Here is a 23,470-nt window from a genome sequence, read left to right on the forward strand (position 1 = left end):
ATATTAAAAAATTGGCCTGTAGCCAATTATTTTTGTGTTGATTGTTTTTTAGTTTTTCTTGTTTTTGCTGCTTCTATAATTTTAGTTTGACTTAATCTTTTAGCTGTTTTATTAGTGATTAAGTTATTAATTAAGAAGTTAGATGTAAATAGATAAATTCAGAATAGAACCATAATTATAATGTTGATTCCTGAAATTCAATTAGTAATATCTTCAGCAATTGTTGTTGCAAAAATAGCAAAGAAGTTAGCTCCTGTTGTTATTACTCAAATAAATAATGGTGCAACAATGTTACTAATAATTACATTAAATTTTAATTCTTTTCCTTTTCTATGATTATCAACTAAAGTTGCTAAAACATACATTACTAAACATGTAGTTAAAACTAAATAAGCTAATGCACTGAATCATTTTGTCATTAAAACTGCAGTATATGGTTCAGCAATATTTCCAACTTGAGCTATACCGATACATCCAGCAGTTACAGTAATTGCTGCTAGTAATAATAGTGAATAACAAACTAATGCAGGTTTGAATAATAAACGTTTGTTTATTTTGTAATCAGTTTTTAAAATTGCATAGAATCAATGTAATATAATCGCAAATAATACTCAAGGAAGGACAAATGATCCAAAAGTTATTAATGTAACCACACTAGCAGTTAATGGTGAAGAAATAGATTTTAAAATTACTGTACTTAAAATACCAGATAATAAAGCAGAAGGTAAAACTGAAAATAATAAGAATAATGGGAATCTTGATATTTCAATACTAAAGATTCTTCATCCTAAATCTTTATTATTTTTAGACATCGCTTCATAGTATTTAACAAAGTATTTAGAACTATGTGATGAGTACTCAAATCCACGTTTAATATCATAAAACATTTCATCTCCCCTACCATTGTTCATAGCTCTTCTTTTTTCTTTAGTATACATTTCATTGATTGATTCTAATACTGAATCACATCCACTTGCAAATATTGAAATGTCGCCAAATTTAATTAATTTTTTATATATTTCATCCATTAAATTGGTTAGAAACATTGGTTTAAAAGCTAATCCTGAATAACTTAGATAAGCTGATTTAACACCTTCAAAATCGTTTGCTTCAATTTTAGTTTTTAAATCTTTAACATAATCAATAGTTTTACTATAGTTAAATAAAACGTTCATATCACGATTTTTAATATATGCTTTAATTCCTATAATAGTATTAAATAAAAGTTGTTTTAATAGAGGGATAAACATTGCAAATACCCCCCCAACTAAAATAAGTTTGAAAGGACTTAGTAAAGTATATAGTAGTGAGTCTGGCGCCATGAATCCAGTTAATTTATAACCACTTTGAGCAATTACTTCTTGTCATGCACTTCAAGCAGTAGAACCGTTGAAAGATTGAACTTGTTTAACAAGATCTGGATTTTTAAAAGGTCCATCAGAAGAAAATCTAGCTTCTAAAATAGCTTTTCATTGACTAATTCAAGCTGGAGAACTTGTCATTGATGATCAGAATGATTTTGTAGGATCGTTAGCATCGGTATTTCTAATCGCATAAATAGCAACACTATCAATTCATGCTGAATAACCGAAATAAATCACTGCAACTACTAATAATAAAATTGTTAATTTGACAGTCTTTCTCATAATTTGTGTTTCCTTTCTATATTAAATTATATAATTTTGGAAAAGAAAAAAGGTTTTTATAACCTTTTACTTGACAACAATATTTACAATTTTATCAACTACAACAATTTCTTTTACGATTTCATGTCCATTGATAAATTTCATAACATTTTCATCAGATTTAGCTAATTTAAGTAGAGTTTCTTTATCAGTATTTTTTTCAACTTCTACAGTACTACGAAGTTTTCCATTAACTTGAATTGCTACTACAACTGTGTTTTTAACTAATTTAGATGAATCATAATTTGGTCATTGTTGAGTTGTGATACTTGAATTGTGTCCTAATTTTTCTCATAATTCTTCAGCTAAGTGAGGAGCAAATAAACTTAACATTTTTACAAACCCTTCAACATAAGGTTTATATACTGTTCCTTCTTTTTCTTTGTAAATTGCATTTACTAAAACCATTAATTGACTAATTGCAGTATTGAATTTTAATGAACTGATCATTTCGGTTACTTTTTTAACTACATCATTATAAACAAAATCTAAATTAGAATTGTTTGTATCTGAAAATTCAACTTTATTAATCATTCTATAACAACGATTTAATCATTTTAAACTAGCATCTAATCCATCAAAACTTCAAGGAAGAGAAGCATCTAATGGCCCCATAAACATTTCATATAATCTTAAAGCGTCCGCTCCATGTGTATCAATTACATCATCAGGATTAATTACATTTCCTCATGATTTAGACATTTTTCTACCATCCGGTCCTAAAATCATACCTTGGTTAAATAAGTCTTTAAACGGTTCTTTAACAGGACAAACTCCTATATCATATAAGAAATGTGTTCAGAATCTTGCATATAATAAGTGACCTACAGCATGTTCTTGTCCACCTATATAAAGATCAACAGGTAATCATTTTTCTAATCTTTTTCAAGCTTCTTCTGAATTTATATCAATTAAATCATTTGACATGTTTGTTAAAACATATGCAATGAAATATCAGCTAGATCCAGCAGATTGAGGCATGGTATTAGTTTCTCTTCTATATTTAACACCATCAATTTCAACATTAACTCATTTATCAACATTAGCTAATGGGCTTTCTCCAGTTCCTGTTGGTTTAATATATTCAGTTTGAGGTAGAGTAACTGGTAGATTATCATCTTCAACTAAAACTATCTCTTGGTTTTCTGTATATAAAACAGGGAATGGTTCACCATAAAAACGTTGTCTTGAGAATAATCAATCTCTTAATTTGTAATTAACTTTTCTTGTACCTAATTTATTTTCTTCTATATATTTATAAATTACTTCTAATGCTTGTATTCTATCTAATCCATCTAAGATTTCAGAGTTAATATGAATTCCTTCACCAACAAATGCTTTAGATTCATCTTTAGCTTTAATAACAAATTTAATTGGTAAATTAAATGTAGTTGCAAAATCTCAATCTCTTTTATCATGAGCAGGAACAGCCATAACAGCTCCAGTTCCATAATCATTTAATACATAATCACTAATTCAAATTTGAACAGGTTGATTATTAACAGGATTTATCGCATAACTTCCAACAAAAACTCCAGTTTTTGGTCTAGATTCATCTTTACGGTCAATTTCAGATTTTGAAGCTGTTAATTCAATGTATTTTTTAACTTCTTCTAGTTTATCTTGGCTAGTTAATTTTAAAACTAATTCATTTTCAGGAGCTAAGACAATGTAACTAACTCCATAAATAGTATCAGCACGTGTTGTAAAAACTGGAATATCAATATCATTTGATTTGAAAATAATTTCAGCACCTTCTGATTTACCTATTCAATTTTTTTGCAAGTCTTTAACTGATTGAGGTCAATCTAATTCATCTAAACCTTGTAATAATTTTTCAGCATAATCAGTAATTTTTAAAACTCATTGACGCATTTTTTTCTTAGTAACAGGGTGTTCACCACGCTCACTTACCATGATTCCATCTTTTTCTATGATTTCATCATTGGCTAACACTGTTCCTAATTCTTGACATCAATTAACTTCAATATCTCTATTTTCAGCTAAATTATTTTCATATAGTTTTTTAAAAATTCATTGAGTTATTTTATAGTAGTTTGGGTCTGCTGTGTTAACTTCTTTATCAAAATCATAACTAAATCCCATTTTTTGTAATTGAACTCTAAAGTTATCAATATTTTTTAAAGTAAATTCTCTAGGATCATTTCCAGTTTTTAAAGCATATTGTTCAGCTGGTAAACCAAAAGCGTCTCAACCAATTGGGTGTAGTACATCATATCCTTGCATTCTTCTAAAACGTGCAAAAACATCAGTTGCAGTGTAACCTTTAACGTGACCAACATGTAGTCCTGCACCACTTGGATAAGGGAACATATCTAAAATATATGATTTTTTATCTTTATTATTTGTAGTTTTATAAATATTATTATCTTTTCAGAATTTTTGTCATTTCTTTTCTATTGCTTTATGTGAAAAATCCATACTTTCTCTCCTTTAATATAATATTTATTTTACAATTTCTAATTAAAAAATACATCTTTAAAGTGTGTAATATCCTGAATATTTTATTTCCTATAATAGTTAAAATTATACGTAAAAAAATAAAAAAAACACCTTACGGTGTTGTTTGTTTTCTTAATGGTCGGAATAATTGGACTTGAACCAACGACCTCTCCGTTATCAGCGGAGTGCTCTAACCAGCTGAGCTATATTCCGAAACGATACAATAGTAATATTATATGTTTTTACTTATAAAATCAATATAATTTATAAATTTTTTTAAATTTTGTGCTTCTATAATTTTTAAATAAAAAATCAACACATACGTGTTGATTCATACATATTAACGTTTTGAGAATTGAGGTGCTCTACGTGCTCCACGTAATCCATATTTTTTACGTTCTTTGATACGTGCATCACGAGTTAATAATCCTTCATTTCTTAAAGCTTTTCTGTAATCTTCACTAGCTTGTAATAAAGCTCTAGCAATTCCTAATCTAGTTGCTCCAGCTTGTCCAGTGAATCCTCCACCAATAACTTTAACAGTAATGTCAAAGTCTTTTAAAGTTCCAGTAGCTACTAATGGTTGTTCTAAGTCTTGCACTAATGTTGCGTATGGGAAAAACTCTAAAGCAGGTTTTCCATTAACGATAACATTACCTGTTCCTGGAGTTAAGATAACTTGAGCAATTGAAGATTTTCTTCTTCCAGTTCCTCTATAAATAACTTTGTTGTTCATTATTTAGTTTCTCCTTTTTTAGTTTGAATGTTTAAAACTTCAGGTTTTTGTGCAGCGTATGGGTGTTCTGAACCTTCAAATACATGTAACGCTCTGTATTGGTTAGCACCTTGAACATTTTTAGGTAACATTAGTCTGATAGCTCTTTCAAGAATTTTAGTTGCGTCTAATTCTCTTTGAACTGCTACTGTTCTTCTTCTTAATCCACCTGGGTGCATTGAGTGGTGGTAGTAAACTTTGTTAGATTCTTTTTTACCAGAGAAGATTGCTTTTTCAGCGTTAATAATAATAACGTGATCTCCGTTATTGATGTGTGGAGTAAAGTCAACTTTGTGTTTTCCTCTTAAAACAAGAGCAACTTGAGTTGCTAATCTACCCACAGTTTGTCCTTCTGCATCAACGATATATCATTTTTTGTTAATATCTTTTGCAGAAATTAATGTAGTTTGTTTCATATTTGCTATTTTCCTTTACTTGACTTGTCCGGGGTCTATAAAGTGTCGTAAGCAATTTATATTATAATAAAACTTTTTAAAATTATCAATTAAATATTTACATCTTTTAAAGTTAGAGTTGCATCAGTTTTAGATATTGAATTAAATCCAACAGCTATTGTAATTATATAAATACCAATAACTCCTAAAGCTACAGCAAAAGGTAATCAAATAGGAAACGCTAGTGGTAAAACAACTATGTGATAAATACTTTTTATAATTGTTGAAAATATAAATCATCCACTAGTAATCCCAATTAAAAACATTGAAGCTATCACAATAAAATACATTCCTAATATATTTAAAGCAATATATGAATTAGAATATCCTAATACTTTTAATGTTGATATAAATCTATTGTTATCTGAAATAATAACTGAAGTTGTTAATAAAATAATTACAAATGAAATTGATAAAATAGCGACAATACCAAGTGCTAGTAATAATATGATCAATGCTGAAATTTGTTTTAAAATAGCTTGTGAAATTTTAATCGGAACTATTAAATTAATTGAACCTTGACCAATTCCATCATACACTTGATGATCTTTAACATGAACTCCATTTAATGTAACTGGATTATAATCACCTGTTTTTGAATAAGTTGAAACAGATTTACTTAGATCACCAATATCATCTTTTAATGAATATTTATAGTTAAAAATAGGAAATGTATTAGCAAAGATTTTTAAAATATTTTGTGCAGCTTGTTTTTGTTTTTCATTTTTATTTTCTTTAATTAATTTATTTACAAAATCTTGATAACTATAATTTTGTAATGAATCATTGCCAGTTAAGTTTAATCCAGTATTTATTTGATCAACAACATAACCTTGTTTATCAAAAACTTTGTTTCATTGTTTTTTAAATAGTAATTCTCATCAAACTTCTTTATTTTGTTTATAGTTTAAAATTTCTTGAGCATTATCTTCTTTAATTCAAGCGGCACCTTGTCCATAAGCATCATGAACTCCAACAACTTTGAATTTATGTTGTTTATTTATTTTATTTACACTTGTGTTACCTTGTAAAAATTCTTTATAAAATGGATTTGGATCAAGTGATTTGTCTTTTTCATCTCATGGAACGGGAATACCATTTGTTAAGGCTTCAACATTGTTGTTAAAAGGATTTTTAACAGATGTAGACGCTGTTGATATATCACTTCTTTGAATAAAGTCACTTGTTGGTGAATCAAATTGATCTTTTCAATCAGAAGTGTTATATGGTTTTATGTTATTATTGTCTATTTTTTGTAATTCATTTTGTAATACATTCAAATCAATTTCGTCACCTTTATATAAGTTCAATCTTTTTGAAATAGTTTGATTTATTATGATTGTGTTTTTTTCAGTATTATAAAGTTTTGAAATTAAATTATTTTTATTAGTGTCAAATAAGTTAATAAATTTATTATTATTTTTTATTCCATAAATTTTGAAATTATGTTTTTTATTTAATGTTTCAACATTTAATAAAGTTCCTAATTGTTCTTTATCTTTTGTAAAAGGAATTAAGTTAAATCCTAATGTGTATTGTTTATTATTATCATAAGCAATTTTTAAATTTTGTCTTACAAAATAAGGCGCTCTAGAATAAGCGGCTTGAACTATACCTTGTTCCATTCTATTTTTAAATAATACCGTTCATCAAACTCCTAGTTTTGCAACAAGATCTAATAATTTATTTTCATCGATTAAATCATCTTTAAAATCATTTTCACTTAGTTTTAAAATATTATCTTCTACTGAATCATCTTTATTTCAAATTCCATCTATTATATGATATTTACCCATTTTTGAACTTGATGAAGATAATTTAAAGTTATTGATACGATCTTTAATTGTTTGTGTTTGTAATTGTTTTGCAATAGATGCACTAACTACCGATTCATCTGCAAATTTTAATAAAGCTTGTTGTTTTTTATCTATTGAGTTAAACTTTTCAATTCTTTTTTCTTCATCTAAATTAATATCAAATTGCTCATTATCATTTAAGTAATAATCTCTATTAATTGATAATGCAATACTATCTAAATAAATTGAATAGAAACGTTGTAAATGTTTAAATTGATTCAATAAAGTTTTGAAATCATCTTTTTTATCAACCAATAATTCTGATGTTAAATTTTTATAATCAAATCAGTTATTTAAAACTGCATTAGCAAAAAATGGTTCAGTTTCAGATAATGATAATTTTGCTAGTTGTCTGAAATAACCTGTTGATATAGATGTATCTTGAGCCTGTAACATTCTTATATTTGAAACACCCAAACTGTACGGTTCTGCATCACCTGACTTGTCTATAGTTGGAATTGCTAAATTATAATATGAACTACCATAAGTTTGATTTGAATATTGACTTATTATTTGTTCTATATCATAAGAATTATCTTTAACAGGTAGAGAAGTTGAAGCGAAACTATCTTCACTTTTTTTAATAACTTTATATTCATCATAATCATTTTCAGGATTAAATACTCTAGAAAATGAAAATGGATTATTATAACTTGGTTCAGAATATTCAACTACTTGTTTATAGTTAATTCCATTATATGTATATGCTTGATTTCTTTTTAATAAATAAGGAGCAGAAAAAGAAATTGTAAACATAATAGTTGATAATAAAACAACAAATCCTACACCAAACATTTTAGGTCCGGCATCAATTAATAAAGCTGTTCTCATTTTTTTATTAAATGATTTATTTTGAACATTTCTTTTAACCATCATTGATCATTTAGATAGTTTTTTAGTTCGTTGAGCATAAATTAAATTTAACGCTCCAGTTTTCATAATTAAATAGGCAATTAAAAATGATATAACTGACATTAATATTCAAATGAAAATAAATGCAAATAGAAATCCAATTCAATCAAATGAAGCAACTCCATAAGATAATGTGAAATAAGATTGTAACTTATTTAAAATTACAATAGAAACTCCAACTGCAACGACATATCCAATAATTCCACCAACAAATGAAGTTATTAAAGGGGTGACAACATAATTAAATACGATTTGTTGTTTTTTATATCCTAACGCTCTCATTGTTCCAATTTGAGAACGAGAATTTTCTATTTGTTTTTTAGTCATTAAACTTGTTGTATATAAAACAACACACAATATAGAAAATAACAGTATTGATGAAGTAATGTTATATATTCTAATTGTTTTATTAATTAACGATGTTCTTTTATTAAAGATATAATTTTTATCACCAATTTCATAAAAGAATGTTTTGTCTGTATTATTTTTAATTAATTGTTTAAAAGTATTATTTAAAAAATTTAGTTTTTCATTATCTATAAAATCATTTATTTTTATTGAATAAAATGATTCAATTTCACTATCTGATCCTACAACTAATTTACCAATTGTTTCATCATAATTATAAAAATTATTTTCTTGTTTAATTAATCCAAATTGGAATGGATCAACATAAATTAATCCTTGAGTATTTCGGTTAGAAATTGGTGAATGTTGATTAATTATAGGGGCAATAAAATCAGCTGATTCACCAAATCCAACAACTTGAAATCAAGAATAAGTTCCAGCATATTTTAATTGATAGATTCCGTTTTTATCATCTAGTCCTTGTTGTTTTATTAATTCAATATCTCTATGTTGTTCAGCATTTGTACTAGCGTTTTTATTCGAACTAACTAGTAATTGATCGCCTAATTTATCTTTTTGAATTCTAATTATATCTTTTATTTTTATGTTGTGTTTTTGAGCATAAATTGAATCTAAAACAACTTGATTAATAGAGTTAATATCATTTCCTTGTGAAATTACAAGCTTATCAACTTGATCAGTTTTTGATGATGTTTTTGCTATTGCTTTTAATGTTTGTAAATTATTATTTGAATAAACCTGACTAAATTCTCTCGCTTCAGTTCTAGATCAATCAAAACTTTGATTATACTTTTCTTTATATTTAATATTTAATTGATCTATTCAATATTGTTGAGCTTCAACTAAATTATTAGGAACATTTTCTTGGTTATTTTCAACACTATCTTTAGGGTTTAATTTTAAAACTATATTATGTTGATTTGAATTAGAAACTAAAGAATCATATCTATTTAAAACATTGCTATCAATTGAAGAAATTAATGACATAACAAGAGCCATTAAAGACACTAAAATAGTCAATCCAAATAATTGAGCTTTGTTTTTAAAAGAGTTTTTAAAAGAGTTTTTAAGCATCAAGAAAAATCAATTGCGAGATGAATATTTATTTTTTAATTTTTGCATACCTTTCTTCCTTTCTATTTTAAATTAGAAAGAAATTAGAGGTGGCGTTGTTTGTTTTTTAACTTGTTTTAATTCTAGATATTTAAAATAACTAATTTTTAATAAGAATATATCTAAATTAGCTTTAATTTTAAAATTATCTGATATCTTAACATCATCTAAACTAGTTTCTTCAGTTTCATCATCTATTTGTTTTTTAATTTTAATAAAATCTAAATTGATAAATAAATTTTTTTCATACTTAACAATCACTTTTCTAGTTTTAACTAATATGAAAATAGAAACTAAAAATAATAGCATAATAGCTAGTAAAATAGAGTTTAATGATATTTGTAATATTAATAAATTTCTTGCAAACTCATTTTTAATATTAAAAGGTAGTGTTATTTTGTTATAGTAAAAAAGATTAACTAATTTAAATACTTTAGCTGAATCTATAATTTGAAAAATACTAATAGCTAAAATTATAAAAACACTAATAATTTTTAATAAGTTTATATTTAATGTATGTTGTCTAATTTCTTTAAAAATAGTTTTTTTATCTAGTTTAAAATTTAATGATTTAATTAATTTAATAGTTCTGGTGAATATAGTTATACTTAAAATAATATAGATAAAAACAAATATAATATTTTCAAATAAACTGAAATTATAAAAACCTAAAAAAGGCTTTAAAAAAGAAGTAAAAGTCAATAGGAAAATAAAACAAAGAATGTTTATAAAATTATCTTTATTTTTCATTGTTTTACCTCCTAGTAATTAATAGATTAATTATATCAAATAACAAAAATCGTGCTGTTTATTAGCACGATTGTGTAGTGAAAGTGATTAATTAAATATAGACTTTTCAACTTCCTTCTTGGTATATGCAAAAGTTGACCAATTTATAAATATATCAATCTAAAAGTGACATTGTTTTAAATTTATATTTATCACTACACTTTTATTCTAATATATTTATTAATTAAATTGGATTTTTTCTAACACTAAACCTTTTGCTTCTGCTATAAAAGGATTTTTATTACCATTTCCTTTTAGCATTTCTTTTATTTGTTCAATTGTTACTTTTTTATTTAAATAACAATTTAAAGCATTAGCTACAATCATTCTAATTTGATATCTAATAAAACCGTATGCTTTAAATTGAATTTGAACTCTATTTTCTTTATTTCTAAAAACTTTTATTGATTCAATTGTTCTTTTAGTATTTATGTTTTCTAGTTCGTCATCTTTTAATCCTGAAAATAATTTAAACTCATGTTCACCTACAAATAAATCAAATATTTGTTGTAGCTTATTAATATCAATTTGATCATGTTTTCAATAATATTCAAATCTTTGTTTGAATATATCAAATTCAGAATCATTTATATAATAACTATAAGTTTTTTGTTTTACTTCTCTTAAATTAAATGAAACATCAACAAAACTAGCATCAAGTATTTGAACATCACTAGGTAATGCTTTATTTAAAGCTTTAATAAAAACTTCTAATATAGGTTTAAAATGAATAACAAGTAAAACTTTTTGATCTAAAGCATGTACTCCAGAGTCAGTTTTACTTGTTCCAATTGTTTTGAAATTTTTATTTTTTGTAACTCTTTTTACTGCACTTTCTAATACATCTTGAATAGCAACAGCATTGTTTTGATGAATTCAACCATGATAATTAGATCCATCATAACATAAAGTTAATAAAATTCCGTACATATTAACGCCCTATTAATGAATCAATATGAGCAATGTGTCAATTTGCAAATACTACAGGACTAGATGCATAAACTATCATAAATGTTGCAAACGCTATACCTATTGTAAAAATTGCAATATCAATTCAGTTTAATTTAAATTGAATAAATCTAGTTCTTCTTGCATTTGGATCATAACCTCTAGCATCCATTGCATAAGCTAAATCTTCAGCTTTTTGGAATGATGAAACTAATAAAGGAATGATTAATGATGTTAAACTTTTTACTTTATCTTTAAACTTACCATTTTTAATATCAATACCACGACTAGATTGGGCTTTCATAATTCTTCCTGCTTCATCAATTAAAGTAGGAATCATACGTAGTGCAATAGAGATAATCATAGATAAAATATAAACTGGTAATTTAATAATTTTTAAAGGTGATAATAAATCTTCAATCGCTAGTGTTAATTGTAATGAAGGAGTAGTTCCTGTTAAAACACAAGTTAATGTAATCATTAAATAAATTCTAAACGCCATAACAATTGCACTATATAAAGCTTTTTCACTAAATCAGAATATTTTTCAGTTAAAGAAGAAACCGATAGGATCAACTTTTAACCCTGCACTAGCAACACCTTCTGCTGATAATCTTCCGCTTCTAAAAGTTGAAGTTACAAATCAAAGAAACCCTGATGGTAAATTGTTTTTGTTATCGTTATAGTAATCAGTTATTTTACTAATATCACTTTGCGATGGATGAATGAAAAAGAAATTCATAATTAAAATAATTGTAAAAATAAACGATACAGGAACTAATAATCTAACTAGTAAATTTAAATTTAGTTTTGATAAGAAAAATAAAGTTAAAATTCCTACTCCAATGATTAAATAACCAGTAAATTTAATTGGAAAGAAAATAGATACGATTAAAAAGATAACCATAAACATTTTAAGTCTTGGATCCATTTTGTGAATCAAAGAATTTTTTGGAATATATCTACCAAATGATATCCTCATATTATCTACTTCCCTTCTACTTTTTTCAATTTAGCTAATTCAATAGCGAAATCTTCAATTGTTCTAATTTCTTTATTTAGTAAGTTAATTTTTTTATCTTTTAACTTGTACATTAATTGGTAAAGTTTTGGTGGGTCAATTTCGATTTTCTTTAAAAGTTCTATATTTGAAAAGATTTCAAAAGGTGTTCCAATGTCAATAACTTTTCCGTTATGCATAACAATTACTTCATCTGCAATTCTTAAAACGTGATCCATGTTATGAGTAACCATAATAATACGTTTATTGAATTCTTTATTTAATCTTTCAAATAAATTCATGAAGTCTTCTTCACCTTTTGGATCTAATCCTCCAGTAGGTTCATCTAAAACTAATGTGCTTCCATCCATTGCTACAATCCCAGCAACAGCAACACGTCGTTTTTGTCCTCCTGATAATTCAAAAGGTGAACGTTCAGCATATTCAGTTGGTAGTTCAACTAATTTTAATAAGTCAGGAATTCTTTTATAAACTTCTTCTTTGTTTTCACCTAAATGAACAGGACCAAAAGCGATATCTTTTTTAACTGTTTCTTGGAATAATTGATATTCAGGGAATTGGAAAACTAAACCTATTTCTTTTCTTAATTTTTTAACTTCTTTAATTTTTTTAATTTTTGCAGGAATTGGATAATCTCCAACTAATGTTTGTCCAGTTTCAGTAACAATTAATCCATTAGTTAACTGAATCATAGTAGATTTTCCACTACCTGTTGTTCCTATAACACAAGTTATTTTGTTTTTTTTGAATGTTAAATTTGTATTTTCTAAAGCTTTATGTTCGAATGGTGTTCCTTTTGCATAAGTGTAAGAAACATTTTCTAAAACAATATCTTTACTAAAATCAAAATTTTGTTCATCTACTTTTTTCTTTTTTAAACTTCACATATTTCTTTCACCAACTCGTCCATATTTTGAGTATTAGGAACAACTAATCCTTTTTTCTCTAACTCTTCTCTTACTAAAGCTACAAAAGGAATGTCTAATTGAATACTTCTTAAAAAATCTTTATCTCCAACTATTTCTAGTGGTTTACCAATTTTAACTAACTTACCATGATCTAGAACAACAACTTTATCAGCATTTAAAATTTCATCCATATCATGAGTAATTGAAATAATAGTTTTAGTTCCCCTTAACTGAACCATAATTTCTTTAATTTCACGTTTTCCTTTTGGATCCAACATACTTGTTGCTTCATCAAAAATCATAATATCAGGATCTAAAGCTAAAGTTGAAGCAATTGCAACACGTTGTTTTTGTCCACCACTTAAGTTTAGTGGTTCTTTTTTTAATGCATGTTCCATTCCAACTTTTTTAGCAGATTCTAAAATGATCTCAGGCATTTTAGTTGGATCAACTCTTTTATTTTCTAAACCAAAAGCGATATCAGCTTCAACTGTTGAACCAATAAATTGGTTATCAGGATTTTGGAAAACAATACCTAAGAATTTTCTAATTTGTTCAATGTTACTATCAGTAACTTTATTTCCAAATATTTTAATTTCTCCTTCTTTAGCTGTTAAAACACCAATTAAAATTTTAGATAAAGTAGATTTTCCACTACCGTTGTGACCAATAATAGTTACATATTCACCTTCATTAATTGTAAAGCTAACATCATCAACAGCTTTTGGGAAATTAGCACCATATCTAAATGATAAATTCTTAATTTCTACAGCTATATTGTTTTCTTTTTTTAATTTAATTCCACGCCCTTGTTCATTAATAGCATCTTTAAATTCGTTGTACATATATTGTGCGTGTTCATATTCTTTTTTAGCTCTTTTAATATCTTCTTGGTTGTTTGATTTTTTAATTTGCTTTAATAGATTTTCAGATTTTTTTAGATTATCTTTAAAACTTTTAGTTGAGGCTAATTCACGGATTTCAACTTTTATTTTTTTAATCTTTTCTTTTAAAACTTTTTTTTCGTTTTTGTCAATTTCATTTTGTCTTATTAAATTAATGTATTTGTGACTTAATTCAGACAATTTTACATATAGTTTGTTTATTGAAATTTTAAAGTCATTTAAGTTCTTTTCAGTAATTTTGCTAGCGTCAAATTCATCAAACAATTTTTTATTTTCCATCCAAAAAACCTCAATTCTATTTTTAGACATGTTTATATTAATTATAAATTAAACATATTAAAAATTAAACATAAAACACAATCAGAAAATATTTCTAACAAGTTTAAAAAAATATCAAATTTATAATAAAAAAGTATCAGTTGATACTTTTAATTTTTAGCTTAAACTATTTCTTATTTTTATTACTAATACTATCTCTTACTCTACCGCTTGGTCTATGAATAATTACAGAACCAGAACGTTTTTTGGTTAGTTCATTAGCATAAGCAATAGCTTCTTTTTGAGTATCAAATAGTTTACTTGGTCTTGAGTTTCCAACACCTTTAACTTGTCATTTTCCTTCATATGGTGTTACGTGATATACTGTAGCTAATTTGTCTGCCATAATTCCCATCTCTCTTTACTTTATTACTATTTTAAATATATTATATAGAAATAAAAAAATAAGGTTTTCTAAAAACCTTATTTATTTGAGACTAGACTAATTCGATAATAACCATAGGTGCATTATCACCTTTACGGTTATCTAATTTAAGAATTCTAGTGTATCCACCATTTCTTTTTTCGTATTTTTTTGCTAATTCATTAAATAATTTTTGTAATGCTGTTTCTTTTTTGTTAGCTTGAGTATCTCTTAATCAACTAGCAGCTTGACGTCTTGCGTGTAAATCACCACGTTTTGCTAAAGTGATCATTTTGTCAAAATGTCTTCTTAATTCTTTTGCTCTAGTTTCAGTAATTTCTAAACTTTCATTAACGATTAATTCAGTTGTTAAATTACGCATTAAGCTAGTTCTTCATGCTGTGTTTTGACCACGTTTTTGAATGTATGACATGTTTACCTCCTATTAATTAATTATTATTGTTTAAAAGTTAATCTTAATTGAGCAACTTTTTCTTTAATTTCTTTTAATGATTTACGACCTAGGTTTCTGATTGATCCAATTTCATCTTCATTTTTAGAAATTAATTCTCTTAAAGTATCGATTCCTGCACGTTTTAAGCAGTTTAAACTTCTTTGAGTTAAGTCTAACTCTTCAATAGTTTTATCTAGTTCTTTTTCTTCATCGTTTTCTAAACCGATAATTTCAACATCACTAATTTCATGATTTAAGTTAACAAAGAACTCTAAGTGAGCAACTAAAACTTTAGCTGCAATACTTACAGCTTCAACCGCTGTAATTGAACCGTCAGTTTCAACTTCTAATTCTAATTGTTCTAAATCAATTGATTTACCAATTTTTGTAGAATCAACAGCATAAGCAACTTTAACAATTGGTGAGTAATTTGAATCAATTGTTATCATTCCTGGCTCAATATTTCTTTCGTTTTTGTTATCTTTGAATGATTTGTATCCACGTGAGTTTTTAGCATATAATACTAAATCTAAAACTCCACCTTCACTAACAGTCGCTATTAATAAATCTTTACTTAAAATTTCTACACCTGCAGGAACTTCAAGATCAGAAGCATAAACTTCTCCTTCAACGTTAGTTTTGATTTTAATTTCAACATTTTCTTCATCTTTGTACATTTCTGAATCAATTTTTAAAACTAATTGTTTAATGTTTAAGATGATTCTTGTAACGTTTTCAACTATTCCTGGAATTGATGTGAATTCATGAGCAGCACCAGCAATTCTAATTGCGTAAACACTAGCTCCTGGGGTTGCTGCTAATAAAGTTCTTCTAATAGCATTACCTAAAGTTGTACCAAATCCTCTTTCTAAAGGTGATACACTGAATTTTCCGTAATTTTTATCTTGCCCTTCTTTTAGAAGAGTGAATTCTGGTCTCATAAATCTTTTCATATTATTAACCTCTTGGGCGTTTTCTTGGACGCACTCCGTTGTGTGGTATTGGTGTTGTATCTTTGATTGAATTAATATCTAATCCTGCCATTTGTAATGCTCTAACAGCTGCATCACGTCCTGGTCCTGGACCTTTAACTTCAACTGCAACAGATTTAACTCCGTTATCCATAGCACCTTTAGCAGCAGCTTCAGAAATTAATTGAGCTGCATAAGGTGTAGATTTTTTAGAACCTTTAAATCCTAATGCTCCAGCACTTGATCAAGAAAGAACATTTCCTTTTTCATCACTAATAGTAACAATGGTATTGTTAAAAGTAGAATGAATGTGAGCAATACCTTTAGGAATATTTTTCTTAATTCTTTTTTTACCTTGTGGTTTTGGATTTGCCATTTTAACTTTCCTTCTTTCTACCTATTATTTTTTCTTATTAGCTACAGTTTTTCTTGGACCTTTTACTGTTCTTGCGTTAGTTTTTGATGATTGTCCTCTAACAGGTAATCCTTTACGGTGTCTTAAACCTCTGTAACTTCCAATTTCCATTAAACGTTTGATGTTTAATGATACTTCTCTACGTAATTCTCCTTCAGTTTTGTATTTTGAGATTTCTGCAGAGATATTTTTCATTTGTTCTTCTGTTAAATCTTTAACACGGATATCTTCAGAAATGTTTAATGCTTTTAAAACATTTTGAGATGTTGATAATCCGATTCCGTAAATGTATGTTAATGAAATAACAACTCTTTTATCATTTGGGATTTCTACTCCACTAATACGAGCCATATTAACGTATCCTTTCTAAAAATTAATTAAACTATTAACCTTGTCTTTGTTTGTGTTTTGGTGTTACACAAATAATCATTACGCGGCCTTTACGTCTAATTACACGACATTTATCGCAAATTTGTTTGACTGATGATCTAACTTTCATCTTTAAACCTCCGTATTTTTATATATTAAATAAAGACAATAAATCAGTTTTCACTGATTTTCAAATAATATTGCCTATAAAACTAATTACTTTGCAATTTTTCTATAAGTAATTCTTCCACGTGTCATATCGTATGGTGATATTACAATAGTTACTTTATCTCCAGGTAAAATGCGGATGTAGTGCATGCGGATTTTACCTGACACGTGGGCATTAATAACTATTCCATTTTCTAATTGCACTCTAAATTGAGCGTTAGGAAGTACTTCAACAACAGTACCTTCAAATTCCATTTCAGTTTCTTTAGCCATTGGTTATACCTCCTTATAATTTTGTTAATACTTCACAACCGTCTTCAGTTACAAGTATTGTATGCTCGAAATGTGCTGCCATACTGTGATCAGCTGAATATACCGTTCAATTATCTGCAGCAGTTTTAGTTTTATGAGTTCCAATTTGAACCATTGGCTCAATACAAATAACCATTCCTGCTTGTAATCTCATTCCAGTATTTTCTACACCAACGTTAGGAATAAAAGGGTCTTCGTGCAATGATTGACCTATTCCATGACCTGTGTAATCTCTAGGAAGACTAAAACCATATGATTCAACATATTTTTGAATAGTGTAACCTATAGTTCCAAGTCTAGTTCCTGGTTTGACTTGCTCTATGGCAAGTTCTAGTGATTTTTCAGTGACCGATATAAGTATATCATTTTTTTTATCTTTTGCAATTCCACAAAGCATAGTAAATGCACTATCTGCATGTCAACCTTCAAAAGTACATCCTGCATCAATACTTACAATATCTCCGTCTTGTAAAATTCTATCTTGAGGAATCCCGTGAACTAGTTGATCGTTGATTGAAATACAAATTGTTTTAGGAAAACCATGATATCCTTTAAAATTTGATTTACATCCTTTAGAAATTATAAATTCTTCAAAAGCTTTATCTAAATCTAAACAATTTATTCCAGGTTTAATCATTTTTTTTAACATATCTAAACCTTGTGCTAGAACTTTACAAGCTGTTCTAATTTTTTGAATTTGTTCTGGTGTTTTAATAGTTACCATTCTATTTTAATTCTCCTTTAATAGCATCAAATACTTGATCAGCTGATAAGTCATCAGATTGTATTTCAACAAATTTACTTGCATTTTTATAATAACTAATCAATGGTAGAGTTTGACTTGAGTAAGTTTCTAATCTTACTTTAACTTTTTCAGGTTCATCATCTGCACGTCTTACTAAAGTTGTGTTATCAAAATCACAAACATTATCTACTTTAGGTTTTCTAAAAATAGTGTTAAAGCTTGCTTTACATTGTGGACATACTAATCTTCCACTAATTCTTTTAATTAAAAGTTCTTCATTAACATCGATATAAAATACAACATCAATTTTTTTGTTTAATTTTGTTAGCATTTCATCTAATGCTTTAGCTTGATCTAAAGTTCTTGGATAACCATCAAAAATTAATTTATCATTTGATTTTTTTAAAAATTCTTCAACAATAGCATTAACAATACTATCTGGTACATATTTACCAGCATTCATATATGTAGCACACTCTTGACCTAATTTTGAATTATCAGCAATTTCTTTTCTCATTAAATCTCCAGTTGATACTTGAATAAAACCAAGTTGATTAACTAATTTTTCAGCTTGAGTTCCTTTTCCTGATCCTGGAGCTCCTAATAACATAATATTCATGACATTTCCTCTTTCTTAATTACTATTAAATTAATTTTATAATACTAAAAACAATAAGTTTACTTAGTTTCAACCTATTAATACATAGTTGATAAATTTAAATTAAAGATTCTTATCACTAAAAGCATGAGGTAAGAAATCGCTAACTAAATATTCACCAATAAAACCATTTTGATTAAACATATAAGTTTTTTGATCTGCATTTAAAAGTTCAGACATTGTTTGACGACAAGTTCCACAAGGTGAACCGAATGATTTACTATCAGTGTAAAGTGCTAGTAATTCAACATCATCTTTACCATAACCTTGTGCATATACTTGTGGTAGCGCACATCTTTCAGCACAAATACATGGATTGTATGCTGCATTTTCAACATTAACACCAAGTATTTTTTCACCGTTTTTTAAATAAACTATACATGAAACTCTAAAGTTTGAATATGGACAATAAGCTCTAGTAGCTAATTGTTTTAATTCTTTGAAAATAATTTCTTTGTCTAATTGCATAACTACTCCTAAATCTAAGTATATTAATATTATTATAATTATAGAAATTAAGCAATAAAAAAAGGCATATAAGCCTTTTATCAAATGTGAGAAGTTTGACCTGAAGATGATTCTTCAGTAAATTTTTCTTTTTTCTTTTCAATGAAATTTTGTTCAATAAGTCTTCCTTTTAATTGTTGAGTAGTTTGAATTGCTACTGATATACAAATAATTAATCCTGTACCACCAATCGCTAAGTTAGAAGGCAGATTAGTTAATTTTGAAATAACATAAGGAAGAATAGAAATTATTGCTAAGAAAATCGATCCCACAACAGACAATCTATTAATTGTTGATGATAGATATTTTATTGTATCGTTTCCTGGTTTTATTCCCGGAATAAATGTTCCTGATTTTTGGAAGTTTTCAGATATTTTTTCAGGGTTTATTTGCACTTGAGAATATAAGAATGTGAATAATATAATTAATACACCAAATATTGATATACCGTATCAAGTATCAAATCCTAAATAATTTTTAGTAAAGTGAACAAAACCACTGTCTGGATTAACCACTTCTATAATTTGAGAAATAGTAACTGGAGTTGAGATAATTGCTGATGCAAAGATTACCGGAATAACTCCTGCGTTATTTATTTTTAGTGGTAAGTATGGTGTGTGCTCTTGAGAATCAGTTAACCCTGATCCTGTTTGTTGGATAGGAATTTTTCTTTCGGCTTCATTCATTAATACAACTGAAAAAATAACTAAGAAGAACACTCCAATATAAATTAAGAAGTTTAAGAATCCTGAGAAGAATATATTAGCTTCTTCTCCTGTATCTGAAATTCAGAAGTTGTATGTTGCTATTAAGTTAGAAGGCATTGATACTACAATTCCTAAGAAAATAACTATAGAAATACCATTTCCAATTCCTTTAATTGTAATTTGATCAGATATTCATAACATTAAGAATGAACCTGCTAACATAATTAGCGGAACTAATACGTAGTAAAATGCCGCACTAGCTAAAGCATTTGGATCGTCTCAACCAGGTATTATTAAATCACCACGACTTGATAGTGTAAAAATTGTTGCTTCAGCTTGCATAATTGCAAACGGTATCATAATAATTTTTGTTAACTTATCAAGTTTTTTTCTTCCTCTTTCTCCTGATTTATTTCATCTAGTTAAAACAGGAATTACATCAGTTGAAAGTAATTGAACAATAATTGATGCTGTAATATAAGGTGAAACCCCTAATGAAAGAATTGAGAATTTACCAATACTTCCTCCTCCTAGAGTAGAAAGTAATTGGAAGAATTGGATTTTTGCAGTTTCACTAGCAAAGTTAGAATTTAATTTAACCCCCGGAACAGTGATGTATACTCCAATTCTTATTACTAAAAGTGCTAATAATGTAAAAACGATTCTATAAACCAAATCCTTGTTTTTAATGAAGAAATTTGTCTTTACAAAATCGTTTTTTTTGTTGAGTGATCTTAAAGCAAAATTTCTGTTTTGATTAGTTTTATCCTTAACAGTTTTTTTTGCCATAATTACATCACCTCTACTTTTCCTCCAAGTTTTTCAATTTCAGCTTGTGCTGATTTTGAAACTTTATTAACTTTAACATCAACTTTTTTAGTTAATGATCCTTTACCTAATATTTTAACTAAAGTTTTGTTGTTTTTGATGATTTTAGCATCAATTAAAGTTTCATGATTAATTGCTGATAAGTTTAACGCTTCTAAATCGCTTAGATTTAAAATTACGTATTCTTTTTGGTTAGGAGAAGTGAACCCAATTTTAGGTAATCTTCTAAATAATGGTGTTTGTCCCCCTTCGAATCCTGGACGAACTCCACCACCTGAACGTGAGTTTTGTCCTTTGTGACCTCTAGTAGCAGTTTTACCTTTTCCAGAAGCCATACCTCTACCTACTCTAGTAGCTTCTTTTTTGCTACCTGGAGTGTATTTTAATTCATTTAATTTCATAATTTACGGCTCCTTTCTATTATTCAACTGTTTCTTCTACTGCTTTTTTAGCTGAAGCTTTTTTAGCTGATGATTTAACTGCTTTTTTTTCTGCAACTTCTTGATTAGCTTCTTTAGCAACTTTACCATATCTTAATTCTTGAACTCTTTTTAAAGTTTGCATTGATTGTAATCCTTGCATTGTAGCTCTAATCATGTTGATTGGGTTGTTGCTTCCTAATGATTTAGCATAAACGTCTGAAATACCTGCTAATTCAATAACTGCACGTGCTGGTCCTCCGGCAATAACTCCAGTACCAACTTTAGCTGGTTTAATTAAAATTTTACCAGCTCCAAAAGTACCTAAAACTTCATGTGGAACTGTTCCATTTCTTAATGAAACAGCTATTAAGTTTTTCTTAGCTTCTTTAATTGCTTTTTTAATTGCTTCAGGAACTTCGTTAGCTTTTCCTGTTCCCATTCCAACTAGACCTTTTTTGTTTCCTACAACAACAACTGCTGCGAAACGGAAGTGACGTCCACCTTTTGTAACTTTAGTAACACGTCTAATTGTTACTACTTTTTCTTCGAAATCGTCTTTTACAGTTCTAACTGGTTTATTATTTGACTTAGCTTTTCTATCAAATTTTTTGTTTTCTGGTTTTTGAGTAGAAGCTTTTTCAACATTAACGTTAGTTTCGTTTAATTCTACTGCGTTCATTTCTGCTGTCATTTTTTCTTCCACCCTTTCTTAGAATTTTAATCCCGCTTCTCTTGCTGCTTCAGCAAAAGCTTTTACTTTACCATGGTATAAGTATCCACCACGGTCGAATACTACTTCATTGATATTTGCAGCTAAAGCCTTTTTAGCAATTTCTTGAGCAACCATTTGAGCTGCTTCTTTATTTGCTTTGTTTTTTAAGTCCATTTTTAAAGTTGAAGCTGATACTAATGTAACTCCTTTAGTATCATCAATTATTTGAGCATAAAAGTTTGTGTTTGATTTAAATACGTTTAATCTTGGTCTTGCAGCTGTTCCGCTAACTTTTTGTCTTACTCTAAAGTGTCTACGTTTTCTTGCTTCTGATTTAGTAAATTTCATGTCCTATAACCTTAAGCTCTGGTTCTATTTACCAGCTGCTTTCCCTTCTTTTCTAATAATAATTTCGTTTTTGTATTTAATTCCTTTTCCTTTGTATGGTTCAGGTTTTCTATATGCTCTAATGTTTGCTGCAACTTCTCCAACTAATTGTTTATCGATTCCAGTAATAACTAATTCAGTTGGTTTAACAGCTTGAATAGTTACACCTTCTGGAATGATGTATTCAATTGGATGTGAGTATCCTAAGCTTAAGTTTAATTTTTGTCCGTTAACTGCAGCTTTATACCCAACCCCAGTAATTATTAATTCTTTTTTGAACCCTTCATTAACTCCAGTGATCATTCCTGAAAGTAATGAGTTAGTTGTTCCATGTAATTGTTTTGTGTGTTTTTGTTCATTTGCTCTTTTTGTAGCTACTTGATTATCAGCTACTTCGATTGAGATTAATGGTGAAAATTGTTTTGATAATGTTCCTTTTGATCCTTTAACTGTAACTGTATTATCTGCTGATACTGTAATTTCAACTCCACTAGGGATAGCTAATATTCTGTTTCCTATACGTGACATATTTTCTATCTCCTTATTATCAAATAAATGCTAATACTTCTCCACCAGCGTTTGCTAGGCGAGCTTTTTTACCAGTCATAATTCCTTGTGATGTTGAAACGATTGAGATACCTAATCCGTTTAATACTTGTGGGATTTCGTTAGCTTGTGCATAAACTCTTAAACCAGGTTTTGAAATTTTCTTTAATCCTTGAATTACTCTAGTTTTTCCTTGGTATTTTAATTCGATAGTGATAGTTTTTTTAACATCACCTTCAACAGTGAAGTTTGAAATGAATCCTTCTTCTTTTAAAATTTTTGCTATCTCTAATTTTACTTTGCTTGATGGAACACTTACAGTTTTTAAGTATCTTTGGTTAGCATTTCTAATTCGAGTTAACATATCTGCAATAACATCTGTAGTCAT

Annotated in this window: 26 protein-coding genes and 1 tRNA gene; all 27 read right to left on the reverse strand. The window is 27.6% G+C overall.

Features of this window, described 5'->3' with window-relative positions; translation table 4 throughout:
* Positions 1-26: 26 nt before the first annotated feature.
* A complete protein-coding gene (locus MYE_RS03310) occupies positions 27-1,646 on the reverse strand; it encodes a hypothetical protein (protein WP_042733513.1) in 1,620 nt (539 codons plus the stop codon).
* 66 nt (positions 1,647-1,712) lie between these two features.
* The gene (gene leuS / locus MYE_RS03315) at positions 1,713-4,127 is read right to left on the reverse strand and encodes a leucine--tRNA ligase (protein WP_042733514.1); all 2,415 of its coding nucleotides are present in this window, start codon (positions 4,125-4,127) and stop codon (positions 1,713-1,715) included.
* Positions 4,128-4,284: 157 nt separating this feature from the next.
* Positions 4,285-4,361: transfer RNA gene (locus tag MYE_RS03320), tRNA-Ile, on the reverse strand.
* Positions 4,362-4,488: 127 nt separating this feature from the next.
* Positions 4,489-4,887: a 30S ribosomal protein S9 gene (gene rpsI, locus MYE_RS03325; protein WP_442412968.1), complete on the reverse strand. Its 399-nt coding sequence runs from the start codon at positions 4,885-4,887 to the stop codon at positions 4,489-4,491.
* Positions 4,884-5,339 carry a 50S ribosomal protein L13 gene (rplM, locus tag MYE_RS03330; RefSeq protein WP_004429103.1) on the reverse strand — a complete coding sequence of 152 codons (456 nt, stop codon included), beginning with the start codon at positions 5,337-5,339 and terminating at the stop codon, positions 4,884-4,886. The genes rpsI and rplM overlap by 4 nt, the downstream gene beginning before the upstream one ends.
* An 89-nt stretch (positions 5,340-5,428) precedes the next feature.
* Positions 5,429-9,637, reverse strand: a complete 4,209-nt coding sequence (locus MYE_RS03335) for an ABC transporter permease (protein ID WP_082028311.1) — start codon at positions 9,635-9,637, stop codon at positions 5,429-5,431.
* Positions 9,638-9,661: 24 nt separating this feature from the next.
* Entirely contained in the window at positions 9,662-10,378 is a 717-nt protein-coding gene (locus MYE_RS03340; RefSeq protein ID WP_042733515.1) for a hypothetical protein, read from the reverse strand.
* Between the two features lie 219 nt (positions 10,379-10,597).
* Positions 10,598-11,347, reverse strand: coding sequence for a tRNA pseudouridine synthase A (locus tag MYE_RS03345; protein WP_042733516.1), 750 nt, complete (start codon positions 11,345-11,347; stop codon positions 10,598-10,600).
* A 1-nt stretch (position 11,348) separates the two neighbouring features.
* Positions 11,349-12,347: an energy-coupling factor transporter transmembrane component T family protein gene (locus tag MYE_RS03350; RefSeq protein ID WP_042733517.1), complete on the reverse strand. Its 999-nt coding sequence runs from the start codon at positions 12,345-12,347 to the stop codon at positions 11,349-11,351.
* Positions 12,348-12,352: 5 nt separating this feature from the next.
* Positions 12,353-13,273 (reverse strand): energy-coupling factor transporter ATPase, encoded by a 921-nt coding sequence (locus MYE_RS03355; RefSeq protein WP_042733518.1) that lies wholly within the window; start codon positions 13,271-13,273, stop codon positions 12,353-12,355.
* Complete coding sequence (locus MYE_RS03360) at positions 13,261-14,478, reverse strand: energy-coupling factor transporter ATPase (protein ID WP_042733519.1); 1,218 nt, start codon at positions 14,476-14,478, stop codon at positions 13,261-13,263. The genes MYE_RS03355 and MYE_RS03360 overlap by 13 nt, the downstream gene beginning before the upstream one ends.
* 166 nt (positions 14,479-14,644) lie before the next feature.
* Complete coding sequence (locus tag MYE_RS03365; protein ID WP_042733520.1) at positions 14,645-14,863, reverse strand: DUF2188 domain-containing protein; 219 nt, start codon at positions 14,861-14,863, stop codon at positions 14,645-14,647.
* A gap of 91 nt (positions 14,864-14,954) precedes the next feature.
* Entirely contained in the window at positions 14,955-15,314 is a 360-nt protein-coding gene (gene rplQ / locus MYE_RS03370) for a 50S ribosomal protein L17 (protein ID WP_004429085.1), read from the reverse strand.
* Between the two features lie 23 nt (positions 15,315-15,337).
* Positions 15,338-16,288 (reverse strand): DNA-directed RNA polymerase subunit alpha, encoded by a 951-nt coding sequence (locus MYE_RS03375; RefSeq protein ID WP_042733521.1) that lies wholly within the window; start codon positions 16,286-16,288, stop codon positions 15,338-15,340.
* A gap of 4 nt (positions 16,289-16,292) precedes the next feature.
* Positions 16,293-16,682 carry a 30S ribosomal protein S11 gene (gene rpsK / locus MYE_RS03380; protein ID WP_004429083.1) on the reverse strand — a complete coding sequence of 130 codons (390 nt, stop codon included), beginning with the start codon at positions 16,680-16,682 and terminating at the stop codon, positions 16,293-16,295.
* A 24-nt stretch (positions 16,683-16,706) separates the two neighbouring features.
* Complete coding sequence (rpsM, locus tag MYE_RS03385) at positions 16,707-17,072, reverse strand: 30S ribosomal protein S13 (protein WP_004429080.1); 366 nt, start codon at positions 17,070-17,072, stop codon at positions 16,707-16,709.
* A gap of 34 nt (positions 17,073-17,106) precedes the next feature.
* Positions 17,107-17,220: a 50S ribosomal protein L36 gene (gene rpmJ, locus MYE_RS04145; RefSeq protein ID WP_004429078.1), complete on the reverse strand. Its 114-nt coding sequence runs from the start codon at positions 17,218-17,220 to the stop codon at positions 17,107-17,109.
* Between the two features lie 86 nt (positions 17,221-17,306).
* On the reverse strand, positions 17,307-17,531 hold the full coding sequence (gene infA / locus MYE_RS03390) for a translation initiation factor IF-1 (RefSeq protein ID WP_004429060.1): 225 nt from the start codon (positions 17,529-17,531) through the stop codon (positions 17,307-17,309).
* Positions 17,532-17,544: 13 nt separating this feature from the next.
* Positions 17,545-18,294 carry a type I methionyl aminopeptidase gene (gene map / locus MYE_RS03395; RefSeq protein WP_042733522.1) on the reverse strand — a complete coding sequence of 250 codons (750 nt, stop codon included), beginning with the start codon at positions 18,292-18,294 and terminating at the stop codon, positions 17,545-17,547.
* Between the two features lies 1 nt (position 18,295).
* Entirely contained in the window at positions 18,296-18,934 is a 639-nt protein-coding gene (locus MYE_RS03400) for an adenylate kinase (protein ID WP_042733523.1), read from the reverse strand.
* A 102-nt stretch (positions 18,935-19,036) separates the two neighbouring features.
* On the reverse strand, positions 19,037-19,441 hold the full coding sequence (gene cdd, locus MYE_RS03405; RefSeq protein ID WP_004429057.1) for a cytidine deaminase: 405 nt from the start codon (positions 19,439-19,441) through the stop codon (positions 19,037-19,039).
* 77 nt (positions 19,442-19,518) lie between these two features.
* Positions 19,519-20,976, reverse strand: coding sequence for a preprotein translocase subunit SecY (gene secY, locus MYE_RS03410; RefSeq protein ID WP_042733524.1), 1,458 nt, complete (start codon positions 20,974-20,976; stop codon positions 19,519-19,521).
* A 2-nt stretch (positions 20,977-20,978) separates the two neighbouring features.
* Entirely contained in the window at positions 20,979-21,416 is a 438-nt protein-coding gene (gene rplO / locus MYE_RS03415; protein WP_004429053.1) for a 50S ribosomal protein L15, read from the reverse strand.
* A 19-nt stretch (positions 21,417-21,435) separates the two neighbouring features.
* Complete coding sequence (gene rpsE, locus MYE_RS04420) at positions 21,436-22,128, reverse strand: 30S ribosomal protein S5 (protein WP_004429043.1); 693 nt, start codon at positions 22,126-22,128, stop codon at positions 21,436-21,438.
* A gap of 18 nt (positions 22,129-22,146) precedes the next feature.
* Positions 22,147-22,497, reverse strand: a complete 351-nt coding sequence (gene rplR / locus MYE_RS03425; RefSeq protein WP_004429040.1) for a 50S ribosomal protein L18 — start codon at positions 22,495-22,497, stop codon at positions 22,147-22,149.
* 24 nt (positions 22,498-22,521) lie between these two features.
* A complete protein-coding gene (gene rplF, locus MYE_RS03430; protein ID WP_042733525.1) occupies positions 22,522-23,064 on the reverse strand; it encodes a 50S ribosomal protein L6 in 543 nt (180 codons plus the stop codon).
* Positions 23,065-23,080: 16 nt separating this feature from the next.
* Positions 23,081-23,470 (reverse strand): 30S ribosomal protein S8, encoded by a 390-nt coding sequence (gene rpsH, locus MYE_RS03435; RefSeq protein WP_042733526.1) that lies wholly within the window; start codon positions 23,468-23,470, stop codon positions 23,081-23,083.

It is taken from the genome of Mycoplasma yeatsii GM274B (genome assembly GCF_000875755.1).
In the GTDB taxonomy this organism is placed as follows: Bacteria; Bacillota_I; Bacilli_A; order Mycoplasmatales; family Mycoplasmataceae; genus Mycoplasma; species Mycoplasma yeatsii.